General features: G+C 39.1%; 23 protein-coding genes. 17 read left to right on the top strand and 6 right to left on the bottom strand.

All coding sequences use genetic code 11. The annotated features are described in order from the left end of the window. The first annotated feature begins 15 nt into the window (after positions 1–15). The 6 genes from hutU to MUA51_RS09205 all read left to right on the top strand — a co-directional run bounded on the left by hutU (position 16) and on the right by MUA51_RS09205 (position 7,341). Entirely contained in the window at positions 16–1,683 is a 1,668-nt protein-coding gene (gene hutU / locus MUA51_RS09230) for a urocanate hydratase (RefSeq protein WP_346657948.1), read from the top strand. Further along, the gene (gene hutI, locus MUA51_RS09225; protein WP_262559525.1) at positions 1,683–2,918 is read left to right on the top strand and encodes an imidazolonepropionase; all 1,236 of its coding nucleotides are present in this window, start codon (positions 1,683–1,685) and stop codon (positions 2,916–2,918) included. Before hutU ends, hutI begins: the two co-directional genes overlap by 1 nt. A 132-nt stretch (positions 2,919–3,050) precedes the next feature. Further along, the gene (locus MUA51_RS09220) at positions 3,051–4,235 is read left to right on the top strand and encodes a SulP family inorganic anion transporter (RefSeq protein WP_262559523.1); all 1,185 of its coding nucleotides are present in this window, start codon (positions 3,051–3,053) and stop codon (positions 4,233–4,235) included. Then, positions 4,211–5,341, top strand: coding sequence for an amidohydrolase (locus tag MUA51_RS09215; protein WP_262559522.1), 1,131 nt, complete (start codon positions 4,211–4,213; stop codon positions 5,339–5,341). Before MUA51_RS09220 ends, MUA51_RS09215 begins: the two co-directional genes overlap by 25 nt. Positions 5,342–5,448: 107 nt before the next feature. Next, positions 5,449–6,756, top strand: a complete 1,308-nt coding sequence (locus tag MUA51_RS09210) for a Na+/H+ antiporter NhaC family protein (protein WP_262559520.1) — start codon at positions 5,449–5,451, stop codon at positions 6,754–6,756. Positions 6,757–6,855: 99 nt separating this feature from the next. Next, the gene (locus MUA51_RS09205) at positions 6,856–7,341 is read left to right on the top strand and encodes an SRPBCC family protein (RefSeq protein ID WP_262559519.1); all 486 of its coding nucleotides are present in this window, start codon (positions 6,856–6,858) and stop codon (positions 7,339–7,341) included. 41 nt (positions 7,342–7,382) lie between these two features. Here MUA51_RS09205 and MUA51_RS09200 read toward each other — a convergent pair whose 3' ends face one another. Both MUA51_RS09200 and MUA51_RS09195 read right to left on the bottom strand, forming a co-directional pair. Further along, entirely contained in the window at positions 7,383–7,655 is a 273-nt protein-coding gene (locus tag MUA51_RS09200) for a hypothetical protein (protein ID WP_262559518.1), read from the bottom strand. Positions 7,656–7,685: 30 nt separating this feature from the next. Then, entirely contained in the window at positions 7,686–7,907 is a 222-nt protein-coding gene (locus MUA51_RS09195) for a hypothetical protein (protein WP_262559516.1), read from the bottom strand. A gap of 270 nt (positions 7,908–8,177) precedes the next feature. Here MUA51_RS09195 and MUA51_RS09190 point away from each other — a divergent pair, with 270 nt between their 5' ends. From MUA51_RS09190 to MUA51_RS09180, 3 genes are all read left to right on the top strand, one after another. Next, on the top strand, positions 8,178–9,128 hold the full coding sequence (locus tag MUA51_RS09190; protein ID WP_262559515.1) for a bile acid:sodium symporter family protein: 951 nt from the start codon (positions 8,178–8,180) through the stop codon (positions 9,126–9,128). Between the two features lie 498 nt (positions 9,129–9,626). Then, positions 9,627–10,475: a VOC family protein gene (locus tag MUA51_RS09185; protein WP_262559513.1), complete on the top strand. Its 849-nt coding sequence runs from the start codon at positions 9,627–9,629 to the stop codon at positions 10,473–10,475. A 156-nt stretch (positions 10,476–10,631) separates the two neighbouring features. Further along, the gene (locus tag MUA51_RS09180) at positions 10,632–11,273 is read left to right on the top strand and encodes an HAD family hydrolase (RefSeq protein WP_262559511.1); all 642 of its coding nucleotides are present in this window, start codon (positions 10,632–10,634) and stop codon (positions 11,271–11,273) included. A gap of 235 nt (positions 11,274–11,508) precedes the next feature. Here MUA51_RS09180 and MUA51_RS09175 read toward each other — a convergent pair whose 3' ends face one another. The 3 genes from MUA51_RS09175 to MUA51_RS09165 are packed head-to-tail and all read right to left on the bottom strand — an operon-like array spanning position 11,509 to position 12,927. Next, positions 11,509–11,685, bottom strand: a complete 177-nt coding sequence (locus MUA51_RS09175) for a hypothetical protein (protein WP_262559509.1) — start codon at positions 11,683–11,685, stop codon at positions 11,509–11,511. A gap of 1 nt (position 11,686) precedes the next feature. Beyond that, the gene (locus MUA51_RS09170; RefSeq protein ID WP_262559507.1) at positions 11,687–12,019 is read right to left on the bottom strand and encodes a hypothetical protein; all 333 of its coding nucleotides are present in this window, start codon (positions 12,017–12,019) and stop codon (positions 11,687–11,689) included. 53 nt (positions 12,020–12,072) lie between these two features. Beyond that, positions 12,073–12,927 (bottom strand): formate/nitrite transporter family protein, encoded by an 855-nt coding sequence (locus MUA51_RS09165; RefSeq protein WP_262559506.1) that lies wholly within the window; start codon positions 12,925–12,927, stop codon positions 12,073–12,075. Positions 12,928–13,407: 480 nt separating this feature from the next. Between MUA51_RS09165 and MUA51_RS09160 the strand changes: the two genes are divergently transcribed. Beyond that, a complete protein-coding gene (locus MUA51_RS09160; protein WP_262559504.1) occupies positions 13,408–14,796 on the top strand; it encodes an amino acid permease in 1,389 nt (462 codons plus the stop codon). Between the two features lie 84 nt (positions 14,797–14,880). On the opposite strand, the gene MUA51_RS09155 is transcribed toward MUA51_RS09160, so the two are convergent. Next, entirely contained in the window at positions 14,881–15,231 is a 351-nt protein-coding gene (locus MUA51_RS09155) for a hypothetical protein (protein ID WP_262559503.1), read from the bottom strand. A 136-nt stretch (positions 15,232–15,367) separates the two neighbouring features. Between MUA51_RS09155 and MUA51_RS09150 the strand changes: the two genes are divergently transcribed. From MUA51_RS09150 to MUA51_RS09120, 7 genes are all read left to right on the top strand, one after another. Continuing rightward, complete coding sequence (locus MUA51_RS09150; RefSeq protein ID WP_262559502.1) at positions 15,368–16,108, top strand: CPBP family intramembrane glutamic endopeptidase; 741 nt, start codon at positions 15,368–15,370, stop codon at positions 16,106–16,108. Positions 16,109–16,446: 338 nt separating this feature from the next. Then, positions 16,447–17,145, top strand: coding sequence for a helix-turn-helix transcriptional regulator (locus MUA51_RS09145; RefSeq protein WP_262559501.1), 699 nt, complete (start codon positions 16,447–16,449; stop codon positions 17,143–17,145). Positions 17,146–17,208: 63 nt separating this feature from the next. Then, positions 17,209–18,003, top strand: a complete 795-nt coding sequence (locus MUA51_RS09140; RefSeq protein ID WP_262560895.1) for an inositol monophosphatase family protein — start codon at positions 17,209–17,211, stop codon at positions 18,001–18,003. A gap of 195 nt (positions 18,004–18,198) precedes the next feature. Next, positions 18,199–19,104: an LCP family glycopolymer transferase gene (locus MUA51_RS09135; RefSeq protein WP_262560894.1), complete on the top strand. Its 906-nt coding sequence runs from the start codon at positions 18,199–18,201 to the stop codon at positions 19,102–19,104. A gap of 226 nt (positions 19,105–19,330) precedes the next feature. Continuing rightward, the gene (gene fdhF / locus MUA51_RS09130) at positions 19,331–22,267 is read left to right on the top strand and encodes a formate dehydrogenase subunit alpha (protein ID WP_262559500.1); all 2,937 of its coding nucleotides are present in this window, start codon (positions 19,331–19,333) and stop codon (positions 22,265–22,267) included. After that, positions 22,267–22,731: a helical membrane plugin domain-containing protein gene (locus MUA51_RS09125; RefSeq protein ID WP_262559499.1), complete on the top strand. Its 465-nt coding sequence runs from the start codon at positions 22,267–22,269 to the stop codon at positions 22,729–22,731. The genes fdhF and MUA51_RS09125 overlap by 1 nt, the downstream gene beginning before the upstream one ends. 125 nt (positions 22,732–22,856) lie before the next feature. After that, a complete protein-coding gene (locus MUA51_RS09120) occupies positions 22,857–23,105 on the top strand; it encodes a hypothetical protein (protein ID WP_262559497.1) in 249 nt (82 codons plus the stop codon). The last annotated feature ends 15 nt before the right edge of the window (positions 23,106–23,120 follow it).

Raw genomic sequence — 23,120 nt, 5'->3', positions numbered from 1 at the left:
AAGGAGAGATGTTTTATGTCTAGAGTTGTAAAAGCGAAAAAAGGTTTAGATATTGAGTGTAAAGGATGGGAGCAAGAAGCAGTTTTACGCATGTTATACAACAATTTAGATCCTGAAGTTGCAGAACACCCAGATAAGCTTGTTGTTTATGGTGGTATCGGTAAAGCTGCACGTAACTGGGAGTCATTTGATGCGATTGTCAATACATTGCGTCGCTTAGAAAGTGATGAGACAATGCTTGTACAATCAGGAAAACCAGTTGCTGTGTTCAAGACACACGAAGAAGCACCACGTGTTTTACTGTCTAACTCTGTACTTGTACCCAAATGGGCAAACTGGGAACACTTCCATGAGTTGGATCGTAAAGGCTTAATGATGTATGGTCAAATGACAGCAGGAAGTTGGATTTATATCGGTTCTCAAGGGATTGTACAAGGGACTTATGAGACGTTTGCCGAGCTTGCCAATCAACACTTTAATGGTTCATTAAAAGGAACAATTACTTTGACGGCAGGTCTTGGAGGCATGGGTGGTGCTCAGCCACTTGCAGTCACAATGAATGAAGGAGTTGTGATTGGCGTAGACGTGGATCCGTCACGTATTGAAAAGCGTATTGAGACACGCTACTGCGATATAATTACTTATTCGTTGGATGAAGCACTTGAACGTGCACAAGATGCGAAAGAGAAGGGTGAAGCACTTGCGATTGGTTTAGTTGGCAACGCAGCAGAAGTGCATCACGAAATTTTACAACGTGGCTTCAAGATTGATATTGTGACAGACCAAACATCTGCACACGATCCATTGAATGGTTATGTACCTGAAGGGTATTCATTGGAAGAGGCGGATACGTTGCGTGAAACAGATCCAGAACGCTACGTGACATTATCGAAGCAATCGATGAAAAAACATGTAGAAGCGATGCTTGCATTCCAACAACAAGGTGCAGTTGCATTTGATTACGGTAATAATATTCGACAAGTGGCATTCGATGAAGGGTTGGAACATGCTTTTGACTTTCCAGGTTTCGTACCAGCATATATTCGACCATTGTTCTGTGAAGGAAAAGGGCCTTTCCGCTTTGCCGCACTGTCGGGTGATCCGAAAGATATCGAACGTGCAGACGAATTGATGCGTGAATTGTTCCCTGAAGATGAAAAACTGATGCGTTGGTTAGATATGGCAACTGAAAAAATTGCATTCCAAGGCTTACCATCACGCATTGCATGGCTTGGTTATGGTGATCGTGCCAAAATGGGACTTGCATTGAATGAATTAGTGCGTAAAGGTGAAATTTCTGCACCTATCGTTATCGGACGAGACCATTTAGATGCAGGTTCGGTAGCGTCACCAAACCGTGAGACAGAATCAATGAAAGACGGTTCGGATGCAGTTGGTGACTGGGCGATTTTAAATGCGCTTGTGAATACGGCTGCAGGTGGATCATGGATTTCTGTGCATCATGGTGGCGGTGTCGGTATGGGTTATTCATTACATGCCGGTATGGTAGTTGTAGCAGATGGAACAGAACGTGCAGAGCGTAGATTGAAGCGCGTCTTGACAACAGATCCTGGTATGGGTGTTGTAAGACATGCTGATGCAGGTTATGATATTGCGATTGAAACAGCGAAACAGAAAGATGTTGATATGCCAATGATTACACGTAAAGGTGAGGATAAATAATGAATGATTTAATCATCCAAAACATTAAACAATTGATTTTACCAAAATCGACAGATCGCCCATTAAAAGGAAAAGAATTGGACGAATTGAAGATTGTTGAAAATGGAACAGTTGTTGTAAAAGACGGTCGAATTGTTTATTCGGGTCCTTATACAGATGAATATGAAGCACAAGAAGTGATTGATGCGTCACACAGTGTTGTTTCCCCTGCACTCGTAGATGCACATACACATCTCGTGCACTGTGGTTCTCGTGAACATGAGATGTCGTTGAAACGCCAAGGCCTGTCATATCTTGAAATTTTAGAACAAGGTGGAGGTATCTTATCAACAGTTGAAGCTACGAGAACAGCAACAGAAGATGAGCTGTTTGAGAAGGCTGAACATGATTTGTTGACGATGATTCATCACGGCGTATTAGCTGTTGAGAGTAAGAGTGGCTATGGCTTAGATAAAGAAAATGAACTGAAGCAATTATATGTATCACGCCGTTTGCAAGAGAAGTATGGCATTGAGATGCGTCATACGTTCTTAGGACCACATGCTGTTCCAAAAGAAGCGGCATCTAATGAAGCTTTCTTGCAAGAGATGATTGACTTATTGCCTGAAGTGAAAGAACTTGCAGACTTTGCGGACATTTTCTGTGAAACAGGTGTCTTTTCAATAGAAGATTCAAAGCGCTATATCCAAGCAGCGAAAGCACAAGGCTTCCGTGTGAAAATTCATGCCGATGAAATCGATCCGCTAGGTGGACTTGGTTTAGCGATTGATGAAGGTGCGATTTCAGCAGATCACTTAGTCGCAGCAAGTGATGAAGATAAAGAGAAGTTAGCAAATACAGATACTGTGGCGGTATTATTACCGGGAACAACGTTCTATCTCGGCAAAAATGATTATGCAGATGCAAGGGGTATGCTTGAGAACAATGGTGCCATTGCCATTGCAACAGACTTCAACCCGGGTAGCTGTGTGACAAATAACTTACAAATGGTGATGGCGATTGCTGCGTTGAAGTTGAAGTTATCTCCGAATGAAGTATGGAATGCAGTAACGGTGAATGCGGCGAAAGCAATGGATGTCGATGCAGGTACGATTAATGAAGGTGATAAAGCCAATATCGTCCTATGGCATGCACCAAACCATGAGTACATTCCTTATCACTATGGTATCAACCATGTCGATACAGTGATACACGAAGGACACGTTATCGTTAGAAAAGATTTAACTTTAAAATAATAATAAATAGTTATACACGTATGTACGGATGGGGGTACATGCGTGTTTTTTTATGGGTCACCATATGTTACAGATTACATTTCTTTGGTAGAATAGAACGTAACCTACATAGATAAAAAGGGGATGGAATCTATGCAAGCATGGTGGGAAGATTATCGTGCGTCATGGATAGGGGACTATTACCAAAACTTTATCGCAGGATTATTAGTTGCATTGGCGATGTTACCAGGTGCGATTGCATATAGTTTTATTGCAGGGGTCAGTCCGACAACGAGCATGATTAGTACATCAATGATGATGGTATATATGAGTTTTTTAGGCGCACGTACTCTGATGGTATCAGCACCGAGTAGTGGTGTGTCGCTGATTGTAGTCATGATTACTGCATCTTACAGTTTAGATGTGTTAGCTGCAGCCATTATTGTTATGGGTATCGTACAAATCCTATTTGGCTACTGTCATGTATCCAAAGCGATCACTTTCATTCCTGTACCGGTGGTGATTGGTTTTATGAATGCGCTGGGTTACTTATTATTTGTCGCACAGCTCAAACACATTTTCGGGCATAACATGACAACGTATGTGTATGGGCTACTGAGTATGTGCATCATTTGGTTTGTGCCGAGATGGACAACGAAGATACCCGCCGCACTACTGTCGATTATCACGCTGACGTTATTATCATTTATGACACATGCTGATTTAAAACTTGTGCATGATTATGCGGATATTCACGTGAGTATTCCGAGCATGTCTCTACCACATCTTGATTGGCAAATTGGGACAATCGTCCAAGTTGTCGTATTCGGATTGATGCTTGCGACGGTGGCAACGATACAAACCACATTGATTGCACAAATGATGGATGATTTGACACAAACTAAGAGTGACAAAGATAAAGAATCTCGTGGACAAGGAATAGCGAATTTGATCATTGGTCTGTTTGGTGGATTGGCAGGGAGTGGTCTCGTTGGGCAATCAAAATTCGTCTATTTGAGTGGTGCGACGTCAAGACTGTCTATGTTAGTCATCGGTGTGATTATGGGGTTATTCGTATTTGTTCTAGGACCAATTGTTGGGCAAATTCCAATGGTCGTTTTGGCAACCGTACTCATTAAAGTTGCTCTGAAGGCATATGATCCTAAAACGAAAACACTCATCGTGCAAAGACGCTATTTTGACTTTTTCATTATGTTATTAACAATCGGTTTGACGATTGCCACTAAAAACTTAGCATTTGGTGTATTAGCAGGAACCGCCTGTTATTATTTGTATAAGGGAGTTGAAAAGCTATGGCAGAGTTCACGGAACAATTGATTACTTGGAGGCGCGCATTTCATCAAGTACCAGAATGTGCACATACAGAAGTTGAAACGACAAAACGATTGCGTGATATTTTAGTATCGTATGACATTACGATATTAGAGACGCCACTTCAAACAGGACTCATTGCAGAAATTGGACAAGGAGATACATTTATTGCAGTGCGTTCAGATATCGATGCCTTACCGATTATTGAACAAACAGATTTACCATTTGCTTCGAATTATAAAGGTGTCATGCATGCATGTGGACACGATATTCATATGGCATCAATTCTTGGAGCCGCTATTCGTTTGAAGGCACGTGAACAGCAATTACCGGGACGTGTGCGTTTTATTTTTCAAGCGGCTGAAGAAGTTAGTCAAGGTGCTAATGCAGTCGTTCAAACAGGCGTATTAAAAGGTGCAAAAGCAATTATTGGGTTTCACAATGATCCGACGTTACCGGTTGGTACATGGCGTGCGAAGTCAGGTTATATGACTTCAAATGTTGATCGCTTCAAAATCGACGTGACTGGTGTTGGCGCACATGCGGCAATGCCACAAGATGGGATAGATCCACATATCATTCTTAGTCACTTGATCAGTGGGCTTCAAACAATTGTGAGTCGCAACGTGGCACCGTATGATGAAGCGGTCGTAACCATAGGCCAAGTACATAGCGGTGATACGTGGAATGTTATTCCAAGTCACGGCATGATTGAAGGGACTGTCCGCACATTGACACCAGAAGTGCGTGACTTAGTAGAGATGCGCATGCAACAGTTGTGCGAAGGGTTAGCGATGCAGTATCAAGCATCGGTTGCGTTGGATTATCAACGATTGACGGATGGTGTGAACAACGATGATGCATTGCAGTCAATTGCTTGGCAAGCAGCAGAAAAAACAGGTTATGAAGTGCAAGCACAACCGCGCGCCCAAATGATTGGTGAAGACTTTGCGAGTTACCAGCAAGTTGCCCCTATACATTTTGCGATGATAGGATCAAATAGTGCGTATCCATTACATCATCCTCAATACAATCCGGATGAAGCAATACTCGACAAAACACCTGATTATTTTGTAAACTTTGTAGAGTGTCTCTTTGAGCAAGAGATATAAGATAGTTGATATAGCGTTACAATTTTAAAATAAAACATAGAGCAAAACGAGTATGGGGTGCAGGAGCAAAAACACCCCATGCTTATTTTCACGAAGGAGTTTCAACAATGCAAAGAGAAGAGAGAGCGCATGCATGGGCACTCATCCCCTTAGTCGTCTTTATTGGGGTATTTTTAGGTGCAGGTATTATCACAAAGGATTTTACGTTTTTACCGCTTAATGTTGCGGCATTGATTGGTGTGATTGTCGCTTTACTAATCAATCCTAAAGAAAAGTTTACACATAAAGTTGAAGTTTTTGCACGTAAGGCAGGGCATCCTAATATTATTTTGATGATGTTGGTGTTTGTGTTAGCGGGTGCATTTTCACAAACAGCTGAAGCAATGGGTGGCGTGGAATCAATTGTTAATCTAGGATTATCACTCATTCCACAACATTTTTTAATTGTAGGTATTTTTATTATCTGTATGTTTATCTCTATTTCAATGGGAACATCAGTTGGAACGGTGGCTGCAATCGCGCCGGTAGGATTCGGAATTAGCGAGGCAACAGATATTCCAGCTGCATTAGCGATGGCAACAGTAGTTGGCGGTGCAATGTTTGGTGATAACTTGTCGATGATATCAGATACAACAATCGCTGCTGTCCGTACACAAAATACACGCATGGCAGATAAGTTCAAAGTGAATTTCCGAATTGTTGTACCCGGTGCATTTATCACACTATTGATTTTATGGTGGTTAACGCACGGGAATAAGATCGACCAAACAGCAAATTACCAATATGAAGTGATCAAAGTCATTCCATATTTACTTGTTCTGATACTTGCATTAGTAGGTGTCAATGTTGTAATCGTATTGATGGGAGGCATTTTGCTGTCAGGCATTATCGGAGGTCTTGATGGTTCATTCGGAATGAAGGGCTTTTTGACGGCAGCATCAGAAGGCATCATTGCAATGGAAGATATTGCGATGATTGCTTTACTAATCGGTGGCATGATTGGGCTAGTGGAGCACTATGGTGGTGTGACGTGGTTACTGAATTATGTGAAACAACGTATCCATTCTCGACGTGGTGCGGAATTGGGTATTGCAGGACTTGTGAGTATGGCAGATATTGCAACGGCGAATAATACGATTTCAATTATTATGGCTGGACCACTTGCGAAAGATATTGCTGATGAATACGATATTGATCCGCGAAAATCAGCAAGTATTTTAGATATTTTCGGCAGTGCTTTTCAAGGTATCTTGCCGTATAGCCCACAGGTGATTGCAGCAGCAGGAGTTGCTGGGCTTTCACCGATTATGTTAGTGCCATACTCTGTGTATCCTGTGATGCTTGCGTTATGTGGGATTTTAGCGATTGTTTTTAACTTACCACGTTTAAAGTCTGCCCCTGCTAAAACGAAATGATAAAAGACAAGGTCACATCGGTGAAATCATTGGGCAATTTGATGAAATACAGTACAATAGAATGAGTAGGACATCTCATGTAAGAACGGAAGTGATAGGATGCAAAATGAAGTGATTGAAATAGAAATTGTACGTTTGATGAAGACAACGACAGCCAATGCGTATCGTGCATGGATCAGCCCAGATGATATGAAACAATGGCTGATGACGACACCGGTTACCAACACATCTATCCAGAGTGAGGCAACAGAAGGTGGGACATACGAAATCCGTGATAGAGGACGGGACAAAGAACGTGTTGTGACAGGAACATATGAACAACTTGTTCCGTACGAACACATTCGTCTCACAATACAAATGCCTGAGATTAGTGATGAGACGGATGCGATTGATGTTTATTTTGAAGAGCGCAGTCCAGGCATCACTCAGATGACGTTCAGATATCAAAGTGTGATGGAGAAACCACGTGGTATGTCTAATCTTGTCTATAAACAAGAAAAGAAAGCGTACCATGATCATACAGCACATGGTTTTGAACTGATGTTTGACACGTTGCAAGCCTATTTAGAAAGTCAGCCGGACTAATAGAGAAGCACCTTTTCCAAACTGCGGAAGAGGTGCTTTGTTTATGAAATATAGGTTTGTTGATGGGTATGTTGTGGTCGACTTGCATAGTAGATGTCGATATGTCTTGTCGCCAACGTGCGAATTAAGTTCATCATAACGGTCGGACGTGTTGTTACTTTTAAACGATGCTGTGAAAAAGTATAGGTGAGATGTTCAGATTGAAACTCAGCCAACACATCGATGACTTTATCTTTAATAAATGGGTCTGTTAAGCCGTCAATCACTACTTCATAATGCTGCTCATCTGCAGGGAGTTCGGGAATCGGCGTCAACGTATGGACTTGTTGTGTTCGTACGAGCTGTTAAATAGAAAATCGATGGAAACAAAGCAAACTTACAAAGTATGGCAGCGCACGTTTTGGTAGTTGAACGCGCAAGTAATAGGATTGTTTAATCTTGATGCATTGATATTGTATAGGGACATCGAAAGCAATCGTATCCAATAGTTTCATTAGGCGACGACGCTCAGTACGGCGTTCCAGTTGGTCAATATTCAGTGTGTAAGATGCTATTTTATCAATCATTCTCTTCAAGCCTCATTTGAAAATATTTGTTATCTTTATTGTAGCATGAGAATGTGGAGAATTCAGTCAAACTTCAGTAGTAATTAGAAAGAAAGAGAATATGTACATTTAGGTCTGATTGCAGAAATATCGTTCGTTTTTCATCGTTTTTATAAGTTACAAATGTCTATCAAGGTGTAAAAGAGTTGTAAAAAGTTATAAAAACAAGGTTGTCGTCTCATTTTAATTATGCTAATATTCTGACTATTAAATAACTAAGGGGTGTCTTTCATGTTACAGCGTATTGGCCATTTTGCGTCAAAAACATTTTTAGTATGGGTATTGTTAGTGAGTATCATCGCATTTACTGCACCACATTTATTTTCAGGGGTAAGTGATATGATTCCTTATTTATTAGGTGTCGTAATGTTGGGGATGGGGCTGACAATCAAAGTAAGTGATTTCAAGTTAGTTTTTCAATATCCAAAACCAGTAATCACAGGTGTTGTTTTACAATATACCATTATGCCATTGTTAGCTTATTTGATTGTTAAAGCATTTCAGTTACCACCAGATATCGCAATCGGTGTACTATTAGTTGGATGTTGTCCGGGTGGTACGACAAGCAATGTAATGAGCTATATTGCAAAGGCAAATGTAGCACTTTCGGTGACGATTACATCAATTTCTACAATTCTTGCACCAGTTTTAACGCCAGGATTTATGTATTTGTTTGCGAGAGAGTGGATGGATGTATCATTTATGAGCATGTTTGCTTCTGTTACTAAAGTCGTGCTCGTACCAATTTTGATTGGCTTGCTCGTTCAACGTTTCTTTAAAACTTTCTCAGAAAAAACTGAAGATGTCTTACCACTCGTATCGGTTATAGCGATTTCAATTATTTTAGGTGCTGTGGTAGCGGGTAGCCGTGAGTTGATTATTCAAACAGGTCTATTAATCTTTACAGTTGTTATTGCACACAATGTTTTAGGATATGCGACAGGTTATTTCTTAGCGAATGTGTTGAAGTTGAATTACCCGGATAAAAAGGCAGTGTCTATCGAAGTGGGCATGCAAAACTCTGCGTTAGCAACGTCATTGGCAACTGTACATTTTAACCCGCTTGCAGCAGTTCCGGGTGCAGTATTTAGCTTAGTACATTGTATCACGGGTCCAATTCTCGCAAGATATTGGGCGAAACGTGCAGAACAAGTAGAACGATCAAAAAGAAGTATTGCATAATTAACAAGGTGTGACAAAGTTGGGACTTGATTCTTCCATTTACTCGAATCAAATGGAGAATGTCTCAGCTTCGTCTCACTTTTTATTTGGTTTACAAAAATATTAGGTTATGCGAAAATGAACCTTAATATGAAAAGGATGTGACACGATGTTACTTGTGCTAAGGCGTTATTTGATAACTTGTATGCTCTTGTTGACAATGCTTGTTTTGGCATTTGGTTTTTTGACGTATTATGCCAATGGTGGTCGACTACTGTTTGTGATGACCATTAGTGTGACAGCGTTTAGTGTTATATTAGAGACTTGGTTGGCACGGTCAAAACTTTCAATACAAAAGGTGCGTTTTATACAGACATTGGCGTTTCCTACTGCTATTATTATCATAGGGCTCGTTTGCGTCGCCCTCTTTCCCAACCCATTGTAAGGCATACGTTTAACCAGCAATGCGATGGGTAGAGAAGAATAGACAACAAGATTTACTAGCGGGGGATTGATAATATGTCATTGATTCAAGGGCATCATCATATTTCAATGTATACAAAGGATAAAGTGGCAAACAGACGATTTTATACAGAAGTATTAGGATTGAAACTTGTCAAAGAGACGTTCAATCAAGATGACGAAGAAATGGTACATCTGTTTTATGGAGACAATCAGGGAACGGTAGGAACATTATTAACTTTTTTTGAATTGCCAAATGCAGGACAGATGCGTAAAGGAACGGATATGATTGCACGTATCGGATTGTTAGTAGAAGGCGAAGATAGTTTGAACTATTTTGAACAGCGCTTACGACAAGAAGGGATTGCTGTTTCAAAAGGGACGTATTTAGGACATCCTGCACGTTTTTTCGATGATCCCGAAAACCTATCATTTGTTCTGATGGATAATCAACAGCAAACATTACCAGATGATTGGAAAAATCCAGTAGACACTGATATACCAGAGTCATATCAAATTTTAGGGCTCGGGCCGATTGAACTTCATGTGCATGATGCGAACAAAACAATTGCTTATTTGCGAGATGAATATCATTATGACGTTTATGATGAAAAAGAAGGAACAGTTATGACATTAGACGATAGCGGACATTATACAGATATCGTCGTTATTAAAAAGGGTGGTCCAGTTGTTCGTCCGGGACGTGGCTATATTCATCATCATGCGCTGAGTGTGGCAGATCATCAAGCATTAGAACAGGTTGCCACATTACATGATGTATTGAAAGTACAACATACGGGTATTATTGATCGCAAATGGTTTGAATCGTTATACTATCGTCAGAATGGCATTACTTATGAATTTGCAACGTCACAAATAGCAGATAATTTTGTAGAAACTGAATAAATTGAGAAAAGCACGTGCTGTACTGGAAGATGATTTCTAGTACGACCGTGCTTTTTATGTGGGTGCATGCTTATTATGGATGGAGTTTGTCCATGAAATCTTGCGCCGTATTTGTTACACTGATTGCAATATATTGATTGAGGAGGCGTTAAATAAATGTATCGAGCAGTGATATTTGATTTTGATGGAACGGTTATTGATACAGAGCAACATTTGTATGATGTCATTAACCAACACTTAGTGGCTGAAGGTCATGAGCCAGTGACATTAGCTTTTTATCGTGCGAACATTGGTGGGCGTGCACTAGACTTACATAATCATATCATTAACTTATTAGGCGAAGAGAAGGTAGAACAACTGTATCGTGAACATCACGAAGGTGCTAAGCATTTATCATTGAGACCAGGTGTAGCAAAATTGATGCAACAATTGAAACAACGTCATATTCCAATGGCAATCGCAACAAGTAGCCTGCGTCAAAAAGTTTTACCGACAATCGAAGCGCTTGGTTTGAATGACTATATTTCTGTTGTTGTTGGTAGAGAAGATGTGGAAGAGGTAAAACCAGAACCAGACTTGTACTTAACAGCAGTGCAGTCATTGAATCATAACCCTGCGTATTGTTTAGCGATTGAAGATTCAGTAAGAGGTGCAACTGCCGCAGTGCGTGCCGGACTCGATGTGATTGTCAATACGAACCAAATGACAGAAACGAGTGATTTCAGTGATTTGTCATTGACAGATAAAGATACAGATTTAACAACGTTAGTTGAACGTTATTTTGAAGGGAGAAAGTAATGAATTTTGAACAACTCATGTTTTTATTGTTATTCCATTATGCTTCATTACTGGTAATTTAGTCATCGCGCCGAGAAGACAGCGCCATATCCCAATGCGTATACATGTGATGTCATGTATTGTCGGCTTAGTTATTTATGCGATAGGGATGCTTATTTTATATCGCTTTTTCCTATAATAAAAACCCCTGTTCATACAAGCAATGATATTGCAGATGTATGAGCGGGGGTTCATGTTATCTCAATAAGAAGATTGCTGCCAAAATCAAAATGACAAGTATCGCATCAATGCCAATGAGTAGTTTCATACGGGGATTGGCATTGCCTTTTTTAACTTCTTTATTGTACATATATATATTGGGAATGGTACTTGCCACTAACAGTACAATGACAATAGTAGAAAGTGTTGACATCTTATCGCACTCCTTTTATCCGACCGTAAATATAACCGACGATTAAAGCAGTCACAATGCCAATTAATGTACAAATAATAGGTTCACCTAGTTTTGTACCAATTAATGCACCTGATGCTACACCGATGATTAATGGCACACCGTACTGTATACGATGTTGTTCAGAGTCGAGTAGTGTGAAAGTCAGCACGTAAAGCACACCGAACGTCAGTGCAACCAGTATTGATTTGAAAATAATCATGCTCGTTGGTGCTGTATGTGACATAAAATTGACTGTAAAAAAGATGATGCCAAGAAACAATGAAATAACGACAGCTTTATGTGTGCGTTTCATGCGAACCTCCATCAAAAAATTTGTACAGTCAGTATACCATAGACATCTACAAACTACTTAGTGAGTTGTTGTGATTTGTTCGCTTTCTTAATCGTTTCAAACTGCCCGTGATCATTCAAGTAAGCATAGAATAAACCAATGATAAGTCCGCCGCCGATATAGTTACCGATAAATGCAGCTACAATATTCTTTAACATACCAAGTGCATGAACAGCAGAAAAGTCATAAAATAGTTGCCCGACGAACAAAGTGGCATTATAAACAACGTGTTCAAACCCCATAAATGCAAAGATGGTTACACCAAACATCATCACAAACATTTTTGCGAAAACATCATCGATTTGCATAGCGATTACAAGCGCAATATTGATGAAGAAGTTTGCGAAAATCGCACGAACAAGTATATTTTGGAAGTTGTATACTTCAGCTTTCGAGTGTATCATATGATCCAACAAGGCAACCATTTCTGGTGACATAACGTCACTAACGCGTAGTATCGCAAAAAAGATGAATGCGCCTGCAATATTACCGAAGAAGCAGAGCATAAAAATCTTTAACACACGGAGAGGTTGGATAAGGTGATAATAAAGTCCTACTGTAAAGTACATAAAATTACTGGTGAGCAGTTCGGAGTTGGTGAATAAGATTAATACGAGTGCAAAGCTGAATGTGATAGAGCCAATCATATTGACGACACCAACAGGTACATCAGGTGCAAACGTTGTTTTGACCATTAAAACAAATACAGAGATGATGCTAATAATAAAACCTGCCATCATCGCACGCATCAAGTAGCGCTTCATGTAGAAACTGTGCAAGACATCCTTTTTTTGAATGGTTTCGATAATATTTGAAACCCACTTACGACCATAAAAAATCGTATCCCATTTAATATTCGTATCATTCATACGACAAATTTCCTTTCGTTGTGTAATAGAATCTAGTATAACGCTTTAAATTATTAATGTGAATGTGTTCACAAAATATTTTGTGTCGATAAGATGACATTTGCAATTTTATGTGCAGATGAATAATAATTCTGACAATAGATTTTGCAAATCATATAAAGGAATTGTGAGATAAATGGATTATAACGTTTATTAAAAATGTATTCAGAATATTTTACTTTTCAAACAAAGTGATTAAATGCTGTTATATCAGTACTTTCGAAGCCATATTACCCTCCGAATGGAAGTGTCTATTCAATATCATATAGGTGTCATGTATCTTGTGTGTTGTTTTTAAATTTGACAATAAAAAATTCACAACTATGTCAAAAAGTGTGAAGTTAAAAATCTACTTTAAACATTAGTGAAATATAGTATAATAACGAAGAAAAGTTTACATACTTTCGAAAATTAGGGGTTTCAAGGAGATGGTGGATTGTCATGGAAGATAATCAATTACAAAGAGGGCTAAGCTCTCGTCAAATTCAAATGATTGCGCTTGGGGGCACAATCGGTGTTGGCTTGTTCATGGGGGCGTCTAGTACAATTGCTTGGACAGGACCATCTGTAATTTTTGCATATTTATTGGCTGGGCTCTTTTTATTCTTAGTCATGCGTGCGATGGGTGAGATGGTGTACTTATATCCAACGACAGGTTCATTTGCGAACTATGCGACAGATTACCTACATCCGGTTGCAGGTTACATCACTGCTTGGGCGAACATCTTTCAATGGATTGTTGTAGGGATGTCTGAAGTTATTGCTGTCGGTGAATACATGAAGTTTTGGTGGCCGGAGTTACCAACATGGATTCCGGGAGTGATTGTTATCGTCATTTTAACTGCAGCCAATGCGATATCAGTTAAAGCTTTCGGTGAGTTCGAATTCTGGTTTGCGATGATTAAGATTGTCACAATTATTTTGATGATTATTGCTGGTTTTGGTCTGATTTTCTTCGGAATTGGTAACGGGGGTGTTCCAATCGGACTCAGCAACTTAACAGAGCACGGTGGTTTCTTACCAAACGGCTGGCTCGGCTTCTTCTTCGCATTATCTATCGTTATCGGTTCATATCAGGGTGTTGAGCTGATTGGTATTACAGCAGGTGAAACAAAAGATCCACAAAAGAATATTAAAAAAGCAGTCAACGGGGTTATTTGGCGTATTTTAATCTTCTACATCGGTGCGATTTTTGTAATCGTAACAGTATATCCGTGGAATGAACTACAAGATCTTGGTTCACCGTTTGTTGCAACATTTGCGAAGGTGGGTATTACGATTGCAGCAGGTCTTATTAACTTCGTTGTGATTACAGCAGCGATGTCAGGTTGTAACTCTGGTATCTTTAGTTCGAGTCGTATGATCTTTACATTGGCACAACATGGGCAATTGCCAAGAATCTTCACTAAAGTAATGAGAAACGGTGTACCATTCTATACAGTATTAGCCGTATCAATCGGTATTTTTGTAGGTGTTATTTTAAACGTTATCCTTCCAATGTTTATCGAAGGATCTGAAAGTATTTTCGTTTATGTATATAGTGCATCGATTTTACCAGGGATGATTCCATGGTTTATGATTTTATTTAGTCATATTCAATTCCGTAAGAAGTTTCCTGAGAAGGCTGAGAATCATCCATTCAAAATGCCATTGGCACCGTTTACGAACTATTTAACAATTGCATTTTTAGTACTCGTATTAATCGGTATGTTAATCAATGGAGAGACACGTGTTTCTGTTATTATCGGTTTCTTATTCTTAGGATTTATGGGCATTTTCTTCTTTATGCGCGGTTATCATAAGCTTGATAAAGAAGACTTAAAGTTATAATACATGATTGACAAAAAGTAGGGGCATTCAGAAATATTCTGAATGTCCCTACCTTTTTGCTTGTGTTGAGCGTCAAACAAAGTGCTAGTATAGTTTAAACGACTTCAAGTGGTGCATCGTTTGCAAAATGACTGTGACATATCCCGTATTCACGCTTTCTTGACTCCCTAAATCTACATGGATAAGTGGATTGTGTTGTAACTGATGTAAACAATGATAATACACGTCATAATTTGGAAAAGGGCAAGAAGGCGTTTCGTTAGGGTGAGTAACTTCTGAAAAATATTGGGCGACTTGATCTTCTAATTGTTCAAGTCGTTCTTCGATTGGACCGTTCTTTAATGCACGTGCCAAGTCATAATGATCAACAAGTGTGAGCAATGTTTGTAAGTTTTCAATAGCAGTAGTAAGTGTTAAGTTTTTTGAGATATTCATAGCATCATCCTTTAATTTTATAGTGTGTGTAATGGGGCATATTGGTAGCTAGAGTGAAGTTTTAGATATATGCGTGTAAAACAATATGATTATGTTATTCTAAGGAGAAGAAAATGCAATATAGAGGAGAAAGAAAATGACAAAATATCAATGGAAAGATATCGCATGGCGCGATTTGTGGTTGATTCCTATCTTTTTAATAGGGCAGATAGCTATTGGATTTATGGTAATCATATTAACAGGTATTATATTTTTTATGAATGTGAATCTCCCAGATTGGATAACATCATTAGATTACTATGACATTGTGGAAACAACATCAATCGTGGCAAGTTATCTCTTATTCGTTATTTGTTTCTGGCTTTTGCATAAAAGTGAGATGCCGGAGCGTTTTCGATTGGGGCTACAAGGTGTTCGTCGATACTGGCTATGGATTATTGTAGCCTATGTGTTCATGATTGTTTCATTGCAGGCATATGGCTATTTGACACAGTTTATTCCAGAGCAGTATCAATATGAAACAACGCATAATGAAGAGATGTTAGAGTCACTAATGGCGTGGAATGCGTTATTACCACTTAACTTTATGTTTATTGTCGTATTAGCGCCAATTGTTGAAGAGATTGTTTTTCGGAACTTCCTAATAGGCGAATTAGGAAAGAAATTTAATATTTATGTGATGGGTGTGATCTCAGCTGTCTTGTTTGCAGGAATCCATGTTATTTCGGCAACATCACCATTTGAAATCGTAGAATATTTACTCTTAGCAATTCCAATGGTATGGATTTATATCAAAAGTGGGTGTAATCTCGGTGTGTCGATTACGTTACATATGCTTAATAACTTTGTCTCTTTCGTGCTAGATATCTTCTTCTAAAATGTGTTGAAAACAAAGAAACCGGACGGTGCATGTACACTGTCCGGATAGAAAGGAAAGTAAGTAATAAATATTGAAGATGTTCAATCTAGTATAGAACAAGTACATCATGTTTCAAACTTTACTATTGACGAAATAGTTACCCCTCATTTGAAATATGCGTCTGTACCCATCCCCCTCTAGTAGCTAGTTAAAATAATAACATATTAAACCTACAATTGTAAACGCTTTCTTTAAAGTTTTTGGATAAATTTTACACTTATACAATGATTGTCCGACGCATGACATCGCATGCTATAATAAAAATAAGATGGTTTCGTGACCAAGGGGTGATTTGTATGAAAAAAGAACAGCGGCAACAACATTTAATTGAACACATTCAAGAGTTGAAACACGTGACGGCAGACACACTAGCGAAGCATTTAGGTGTATCGAAACGAACGGTGTTAAGAGATATACAAGAATTAGAAGCAAAAGGTGTTCATTTGCAAACGCATGCGGGACAAAAAGGGGGGTATCGTATGCAGTCTCAGATGAACCACAATGCGCTGACATTCTCAGACAATGAGATTCAAGCACTCTATTTAGTGTTAAAAGAAAGTTTATCTCAAACATCGCTGCCATTTGATAAAGAGATGTCTTCTGTAATGGACAAGTTATTGCGACACCCTAATGTAACAGTGCGTCAAAACTTGAAGCATATAAATGAAGTGATTCGCATTGAGTCGAGTGAAGCAGAACGCCTATCACGATTGCTTCATGCAATTTTAGTATATGCATATGAACGCAAGGTGATGGCAATTGAATATGAACCGGGTACTTCAGAACAAGCAGTTGTAGAAAATGTTGTATTTATAGGATTGTTATGCGAACACGGTACTTGGCGTGCAGTTGTGTATCATATCGGTGGAGGTTACACGAAGGTTATTGATATGTCATCGATTAGTGATGTGTCCTATTCATTTTATAAGTCCATCAAAACTCAAGATATTACAATGGATAATTACGGTTTATATTTACAAAATGAATCATTATAAATTCGCCAATGCCAATGGCGAATCTAAAATTAAAGGGAACTACGCAAAGAGGTGACAGTAATGGTGGAAATAGAACAGCTGAAGATCATTGATCAGCAAGTCATGCAATGGTTAGATCAAGTACGACAAACATTGCCATCAATGATAGGGGATATGGATACACAAACAAAAGCGAACCGATTCGATTTGGTAACAAATGTAGATAAAGCAATCGAACAAAGTTTTGAACAAATGCTTACCATGCATTTTCCAAATCATCAATTATACGGTGAAGAAGCCCATCATGATACTGAGAAGTTGAGAGAAGGCTTTACGTGGGTCATTGATCCAATTGATGGCACAGCAAACCTTGTCAAACAGCAGGACGACTTTTGTTTAATCTTAGCTTTGTTTCACAATGGTCAACCCGTGCTCTCATATATTGATGACTTTTCTCGTCAAAAACGATTTCATGCGATGAAGGGACAAGGTGTTTATTTAAACGATGTGCCATTATCAGCTCCATCAGAAAGACCACTGAAAGAGAGTTTGATATCCTTTAACAATAAGGTTTTGAATGATGAGACGATGCATGATCTATTAGATGCTTCTTTTGGTTATCGATTAATCGGTGCATGCGGGCTCGATTCTGCCAAAGTATTTACAGGTCAATTCGGTGTCCATATTCATACGAATGCGAAGCCATGGGATATTGGTGCGCAATTTTTGTTCGCTGAAATGCTTGGATTAAAAATGACAAACTTCCATCAAGAGCCGATTGACTTTATTCATGGCGGTCCTTTTATAATAAGTAACGCAGGGTGTTATGAAGAAACATTAAAGATTTTACTTCAAAAAGGCGGTTATCAAAAATTGTAGCTGCGACTATGGAAGTATTGTCAATTTTTGAATGTACGCTATAATCAAAATAACAAAACGAGGACAAGACATAATGACTTCATGCTTTAGGAAACAAATACCTATAAGCGAGATGTTGTCCCAACCTCAAGAAATGGAGTGAGTGTTTTGGCTTACACACGGTCGAAAAAACAAAAGAGTCCAGTCATCAAATGGATGTTGCGTATTATTGCCATCCTGTTTATTTTAGCGGTCATTGCCATTGGCTATTTGGCATTTAAACTATTCGCTGTTGGCGGTGCGATCCATAACCCGCTTAACCGAGAACATTCAGAATTGCGATCAGGAACAGTTGACTTAGGAAAGGGAGAACCATTTACTATTGCCCTGTTCGGTGTTGACTCGAATGCAGAACGTGCCAGTGCAGGTGGTGGAGAACGAAGTGACACAATCATGTTGCTGTCGATTAATCCAAAGAAAAAAACAACAGAGATGGTGAGTATTCCACGTGATACACAAGCTGAGATTGTAGGACGTGGAACGACTGAAAAAATCAACCATGCTTATGCATACGGTGGTGCAGATATGGCAGTCAAAACACTTGAGAAATTGATGGATGTGCCGGTTGATCATTATGCAACAGTTGATATGGATGGATTACAGGATACAATTGACACGGTTGGTGGTATTGATGTTGTGAGTAATGCGACATTCTCAGCTGAAGGCTACCAATTTACACAAGGTGAACAGCAACATCTTGATGGTGAAGCGGCGATGGCCTTTATCCGCAGTCGAAAAGAAGAAGGTGCGGGCGGAGACTTCGGTAGACAAGAACGTCAACAACTCGTATTACAAGGATTGGCGAATAAGCTGACAAGTGTGTCATCTTTAACAAACTTCAATGGCATTATGAATCAACTTGGAGAGAATGTACAAACAGATTTGAGTTTGTCAGAATTGAATCAAGTTAGAAGCAACTATTCTGATGCGAATGAAAATGTAAATCGTCATCAACTTGAAGGATCAGGTGGTATTCAATCAGATGGCGTGTACTACTTTGTACCAGATGAGAATAGTAAAGCACAATTGACACAACAATTACGTGAAAACTTAGGACTTTAATATTTGTATAAGTAAGAAGAGTGGGATAGACATGTCTCGCTCTTCTTTTTATTGTATCCTTTATCGCTTTAACAAACTTTTTACACTCAGTCAAATAATTGGATAATTTATTTAGATAATTATATTACCAAATGTATAGAAAACGTTAACATTTCAATGTAAAAAGGGTAGAATAGAAGTACTAAGTGTGTGGGGCATCTTAGACGAAATTTTTAGGAGGGATATTATGCAAGAACATCTTGTTTTAACATTAGATGGTAAAGAGTATTTGGTTGAACCAGGCACCAATTTACTACACTTTATCAAAGCGCAACAAACATTTGTACCTTCTATTTGCTATAACGAAGCTTTAGGGCCAATAGAAACATGTGACACGTGTGCCGTTGAAATTGACGGTAAAATCGAACGTGCATGTAGTACGGTCATCGATCGACCAATGGTTGTAAATACGCAGAATGACCAAGTACAAGCAAGTCAAAAAGAAGCGTTAGATCGCATTCTTGAGAAACACCAATTGTACTGTACTGTGTGTGATTATAATAACGGAAACTGTGAAATTCATAACACAATGGACCAGTGGGGATTGGAACACCAAACGTATGAATACAAACCAAAACCATATGAAGTGGACTTCGGACCATTTTATCGTTACGATCCAAACCAATGTATCCTATGCGGTCGTTGTGTTGAAGTGTGTCAAGACGTACAAGTTAACGAAACACTGTCAATCGATTGGGAACGCGATCAACCACGTGTTATTTGGGACAATGACGTCGCAATTAACGAATCATCATGTGTCGGTTGCGGACAATGTTCAACAGTATGTCCATGTAACGCAATGATGGAAAACAACATGGTGGGTAATGCAGGCTACATGACAGATATCGAGCCGGGCTCACTTGCTTCAATGATCGATTTAACGAAGAAGGCGGAGACAGGTTACGGCCCATTGTTTGCAATTTCAGACTCTGAAGCGGCAATGCGTGAAGAACGTATTAAGAAAACAAAAACAGTATGTACATACTGTGGTGTTGGTTGTAGTTTCGAAGTTTGGACGAAAGATCGTGAAATCTTAAAAGTTCAACCTTCTCATGATTCACCAGCGAACAAGATTTCATCATGCGTAAAAGGTAAGTTTGGTTGGGACTATGTTAACTCTGAAGAGCGTTTGACAAAACCATTAATTCGTCGCAACGGACAATTTGAAGAAGTTGAGTGGGATGAAGCCATTCCTTATGTTGCGAAACGCATGCAAGAAATCAAAGACCAGTATGGTCCAACTGCATTAACATTCATCTCTTCATCTAAAGCGACGAATGAAGAATCTTACTTAATGCAAAAATTAGCACGTCAAGTCATCGGTACAAACAATATTGATAACTGTTCACGTTATTGCCAAGCACCAGCAACGAAAGGTTTATTCCGTACAGTTGGACACGGTGGTGACTCAGGTTCTATTGATGATATCGGTAATGCTGAAATGGTTATTACAGTTGGTACGAATACAGCAGAAGCGCATCCAGTTATTGCGTCACGTATTAAACGTGCACATAAACTATTCGGCCAAAAACTACATGTGTTTGATATCCGCAAACATGAAATGGCGCAACGTGCAGATGAATTCTATCAACCGCACCCAGGTACGGACTTAGTATGGTTATCTGCGGTTACAAAATATATTATCGATAACGATCTTCATGATCGTGCATTTATCGATCAATGGGTAGATCATTTTGATACGTACTATGAATCATTAAAACCTTATACAATGGAATTTGCTGAAGAAACAACAGGTATTTCACAAGAACGTCTTGTGAAGTTAGCACACGAAATCGTAAGTGTGAATAGCGTTTCTATCTGTTGGGCAATGGGTGTAACGCAACAAGAAACAGGTTCTGATACAAGTACAGCGATTTCTAACTTATTACTTGTGACAGGAAACTACATGAAACCGGGCGCAGGTTCATATCCATTACGTGGTCATAACAACGTACAAGGCTGCTCTGACTTCGGTAGTATGCCAGATAAGTTACCAGGTTACTTAGGTGTACAAGATGACGAAGCACGCGGTTGGTTTGAAAAAGCTTGGGGCGTTAAGTTACCAAAAGAACCAGGCTTCGATAACCACCAAATGATGGATCATATCCACGCAGGTGACGTACACAGTATGTTCATTCTAGGTGAAGATACAGGTATTACTGACTCTAACATTAACTATGTACAAGCTGCTTTAGAAAAAGTAGACTTCTTAGTTGTTCAAGATGAGTTCTTAACATTCACTGCTGAATATGCAGATGTAATACTACCAGCTTCACCTTCACTAGAAAAAGAAGGTACATTCACAAATACAGAACGTCGTTTCCAACGTTTATACCAAGTATTAGAGCCACTTGGTGATTCAAAACCTGACTGGCAGATCACACAAATGATCGCAAAAGAAATGGGTTACGACTGGGGTTACACACATCCATCAGAAATCATGGATGAAGCTTCAGACTTAACACCAATGTTTGCAGGTGTGAAATACCACCGTTTAGAAGGCTATAATAGCTTACAATGGCCTGTAAATGCAGACGGTACAGATACGCCATTACTCTTCACAGAAGGATTTAACTTTGACAACGGTAAAGCGAAGTTATTTGCATTAGACTTCAATAACTTCTACAAAACAAATGAAACATATGACTTACATGTGAACAACGGCCGTGTGTTAGAGCACTTCCATGAAGGAAACATGACGTACAAAGTGCCGGGTCTCAAATACAAAATGCCATCAGCGTTTATTGAAATTTCACCAGAATTAGCGGCTGACCGTGACATTCATGAAGGTGCAGCTGTGAAGTTAATTTCTGAAACAGGTGAAGCGACAGGTCACGTGCATATTACAGATCGTGTGAAGGGCAAACAAATCTTCTTGCCGCAAAATGATAATAATGAAGCAGCAATTAACTATCTGACAAGCAGTGTGACAGATCCAGAAACACATACACCAGCATACAAATCAACATGTTGTCGTATGGAAGTATTGAGCAAACGTGGTAAGTCACCATTGAATCCAACGAACTTCCGTAACCAACATCGCAATCCGCAGTATAGTGTACGCGTAGACAAAAAATGGGAGCGTCCAGACTATGTCTTCCCAGGGGATCAGGTGATGAAATAATGGCAGAAAGAATTACAAAAATTAAACGCATTGAAAAATCAGAAGCCGAAATCAAAGCAGAGAACCTTGCAGAAGTAACAGACAAGATTGCTGAAAACAAGGACAGTATCTTGAAAGTCATTGACCTTGTGAAAAACTTGGATGACGCCAAAATTTTAGATGCACTGAATGGTGCGGTAAAACAACGTGGTGTCATTACTGAAAAGATTGTCACTGAACTCAACAAAGATCAATATGCTGGCTTTTTGCACAATATCGGTCAAATGGTATTCATTTTAGGTGATCTTGATACAGATGAGTTACGTGTACTTCTCAATAAGGTAAACAAAGGGGTTCGTGTAGCAAATCAAGCAAGTCCAAGTGCACGTACATCTATCAAAGGATTGATGGGTGTGCTCAAAGACGACGAAATGAATCAAAGCTTAACGTATTTCTTAAACATGTTAAAAGGCATGTCACGTTAACCTTTTGTCTGTATAAAAGGAGTAGCAAATGCTGCTCCTTTTTGTGTTATATGAATATCAACTCATTGCAACACCACTATGTAAATCATGATAAAATATAGATGAGTTAAAAGGAGGAGGCGTCTATGCATCGCGAACAAACAATTATATTACTCGCTGTGATATCGAATATCATCTTAATAGCGGGACTTGTTATGTTGATCTATGTAGGTCCAATATGGGCGTTAGCATGTTTTTTGATCACTTTGACAATTACACTCGTTTTATTTAATATGCTATTCAAAGAAAAACCAAAGTTAAGACGTGTTGCTAATGGTATTTATACCATTGTGATATTATTTGTTGTCTTTCTGATATGGTATTATTTTTCATAAGAGAGAAAAAAGAGA

Origin of the sequence: Staphylococcus sp. IVB6214 (assembly GCF_025558585.1) — a bacterium.
In the GTDB taxonomy this organism is placed as follows: Bacteria; Bacillota; Bacilli; order Staphylococcales; family Staphylococcaceae; genus Staphylococcus.
This window is presented reverse-complemented; position numbering and strand designations above follow the sequence as displayed.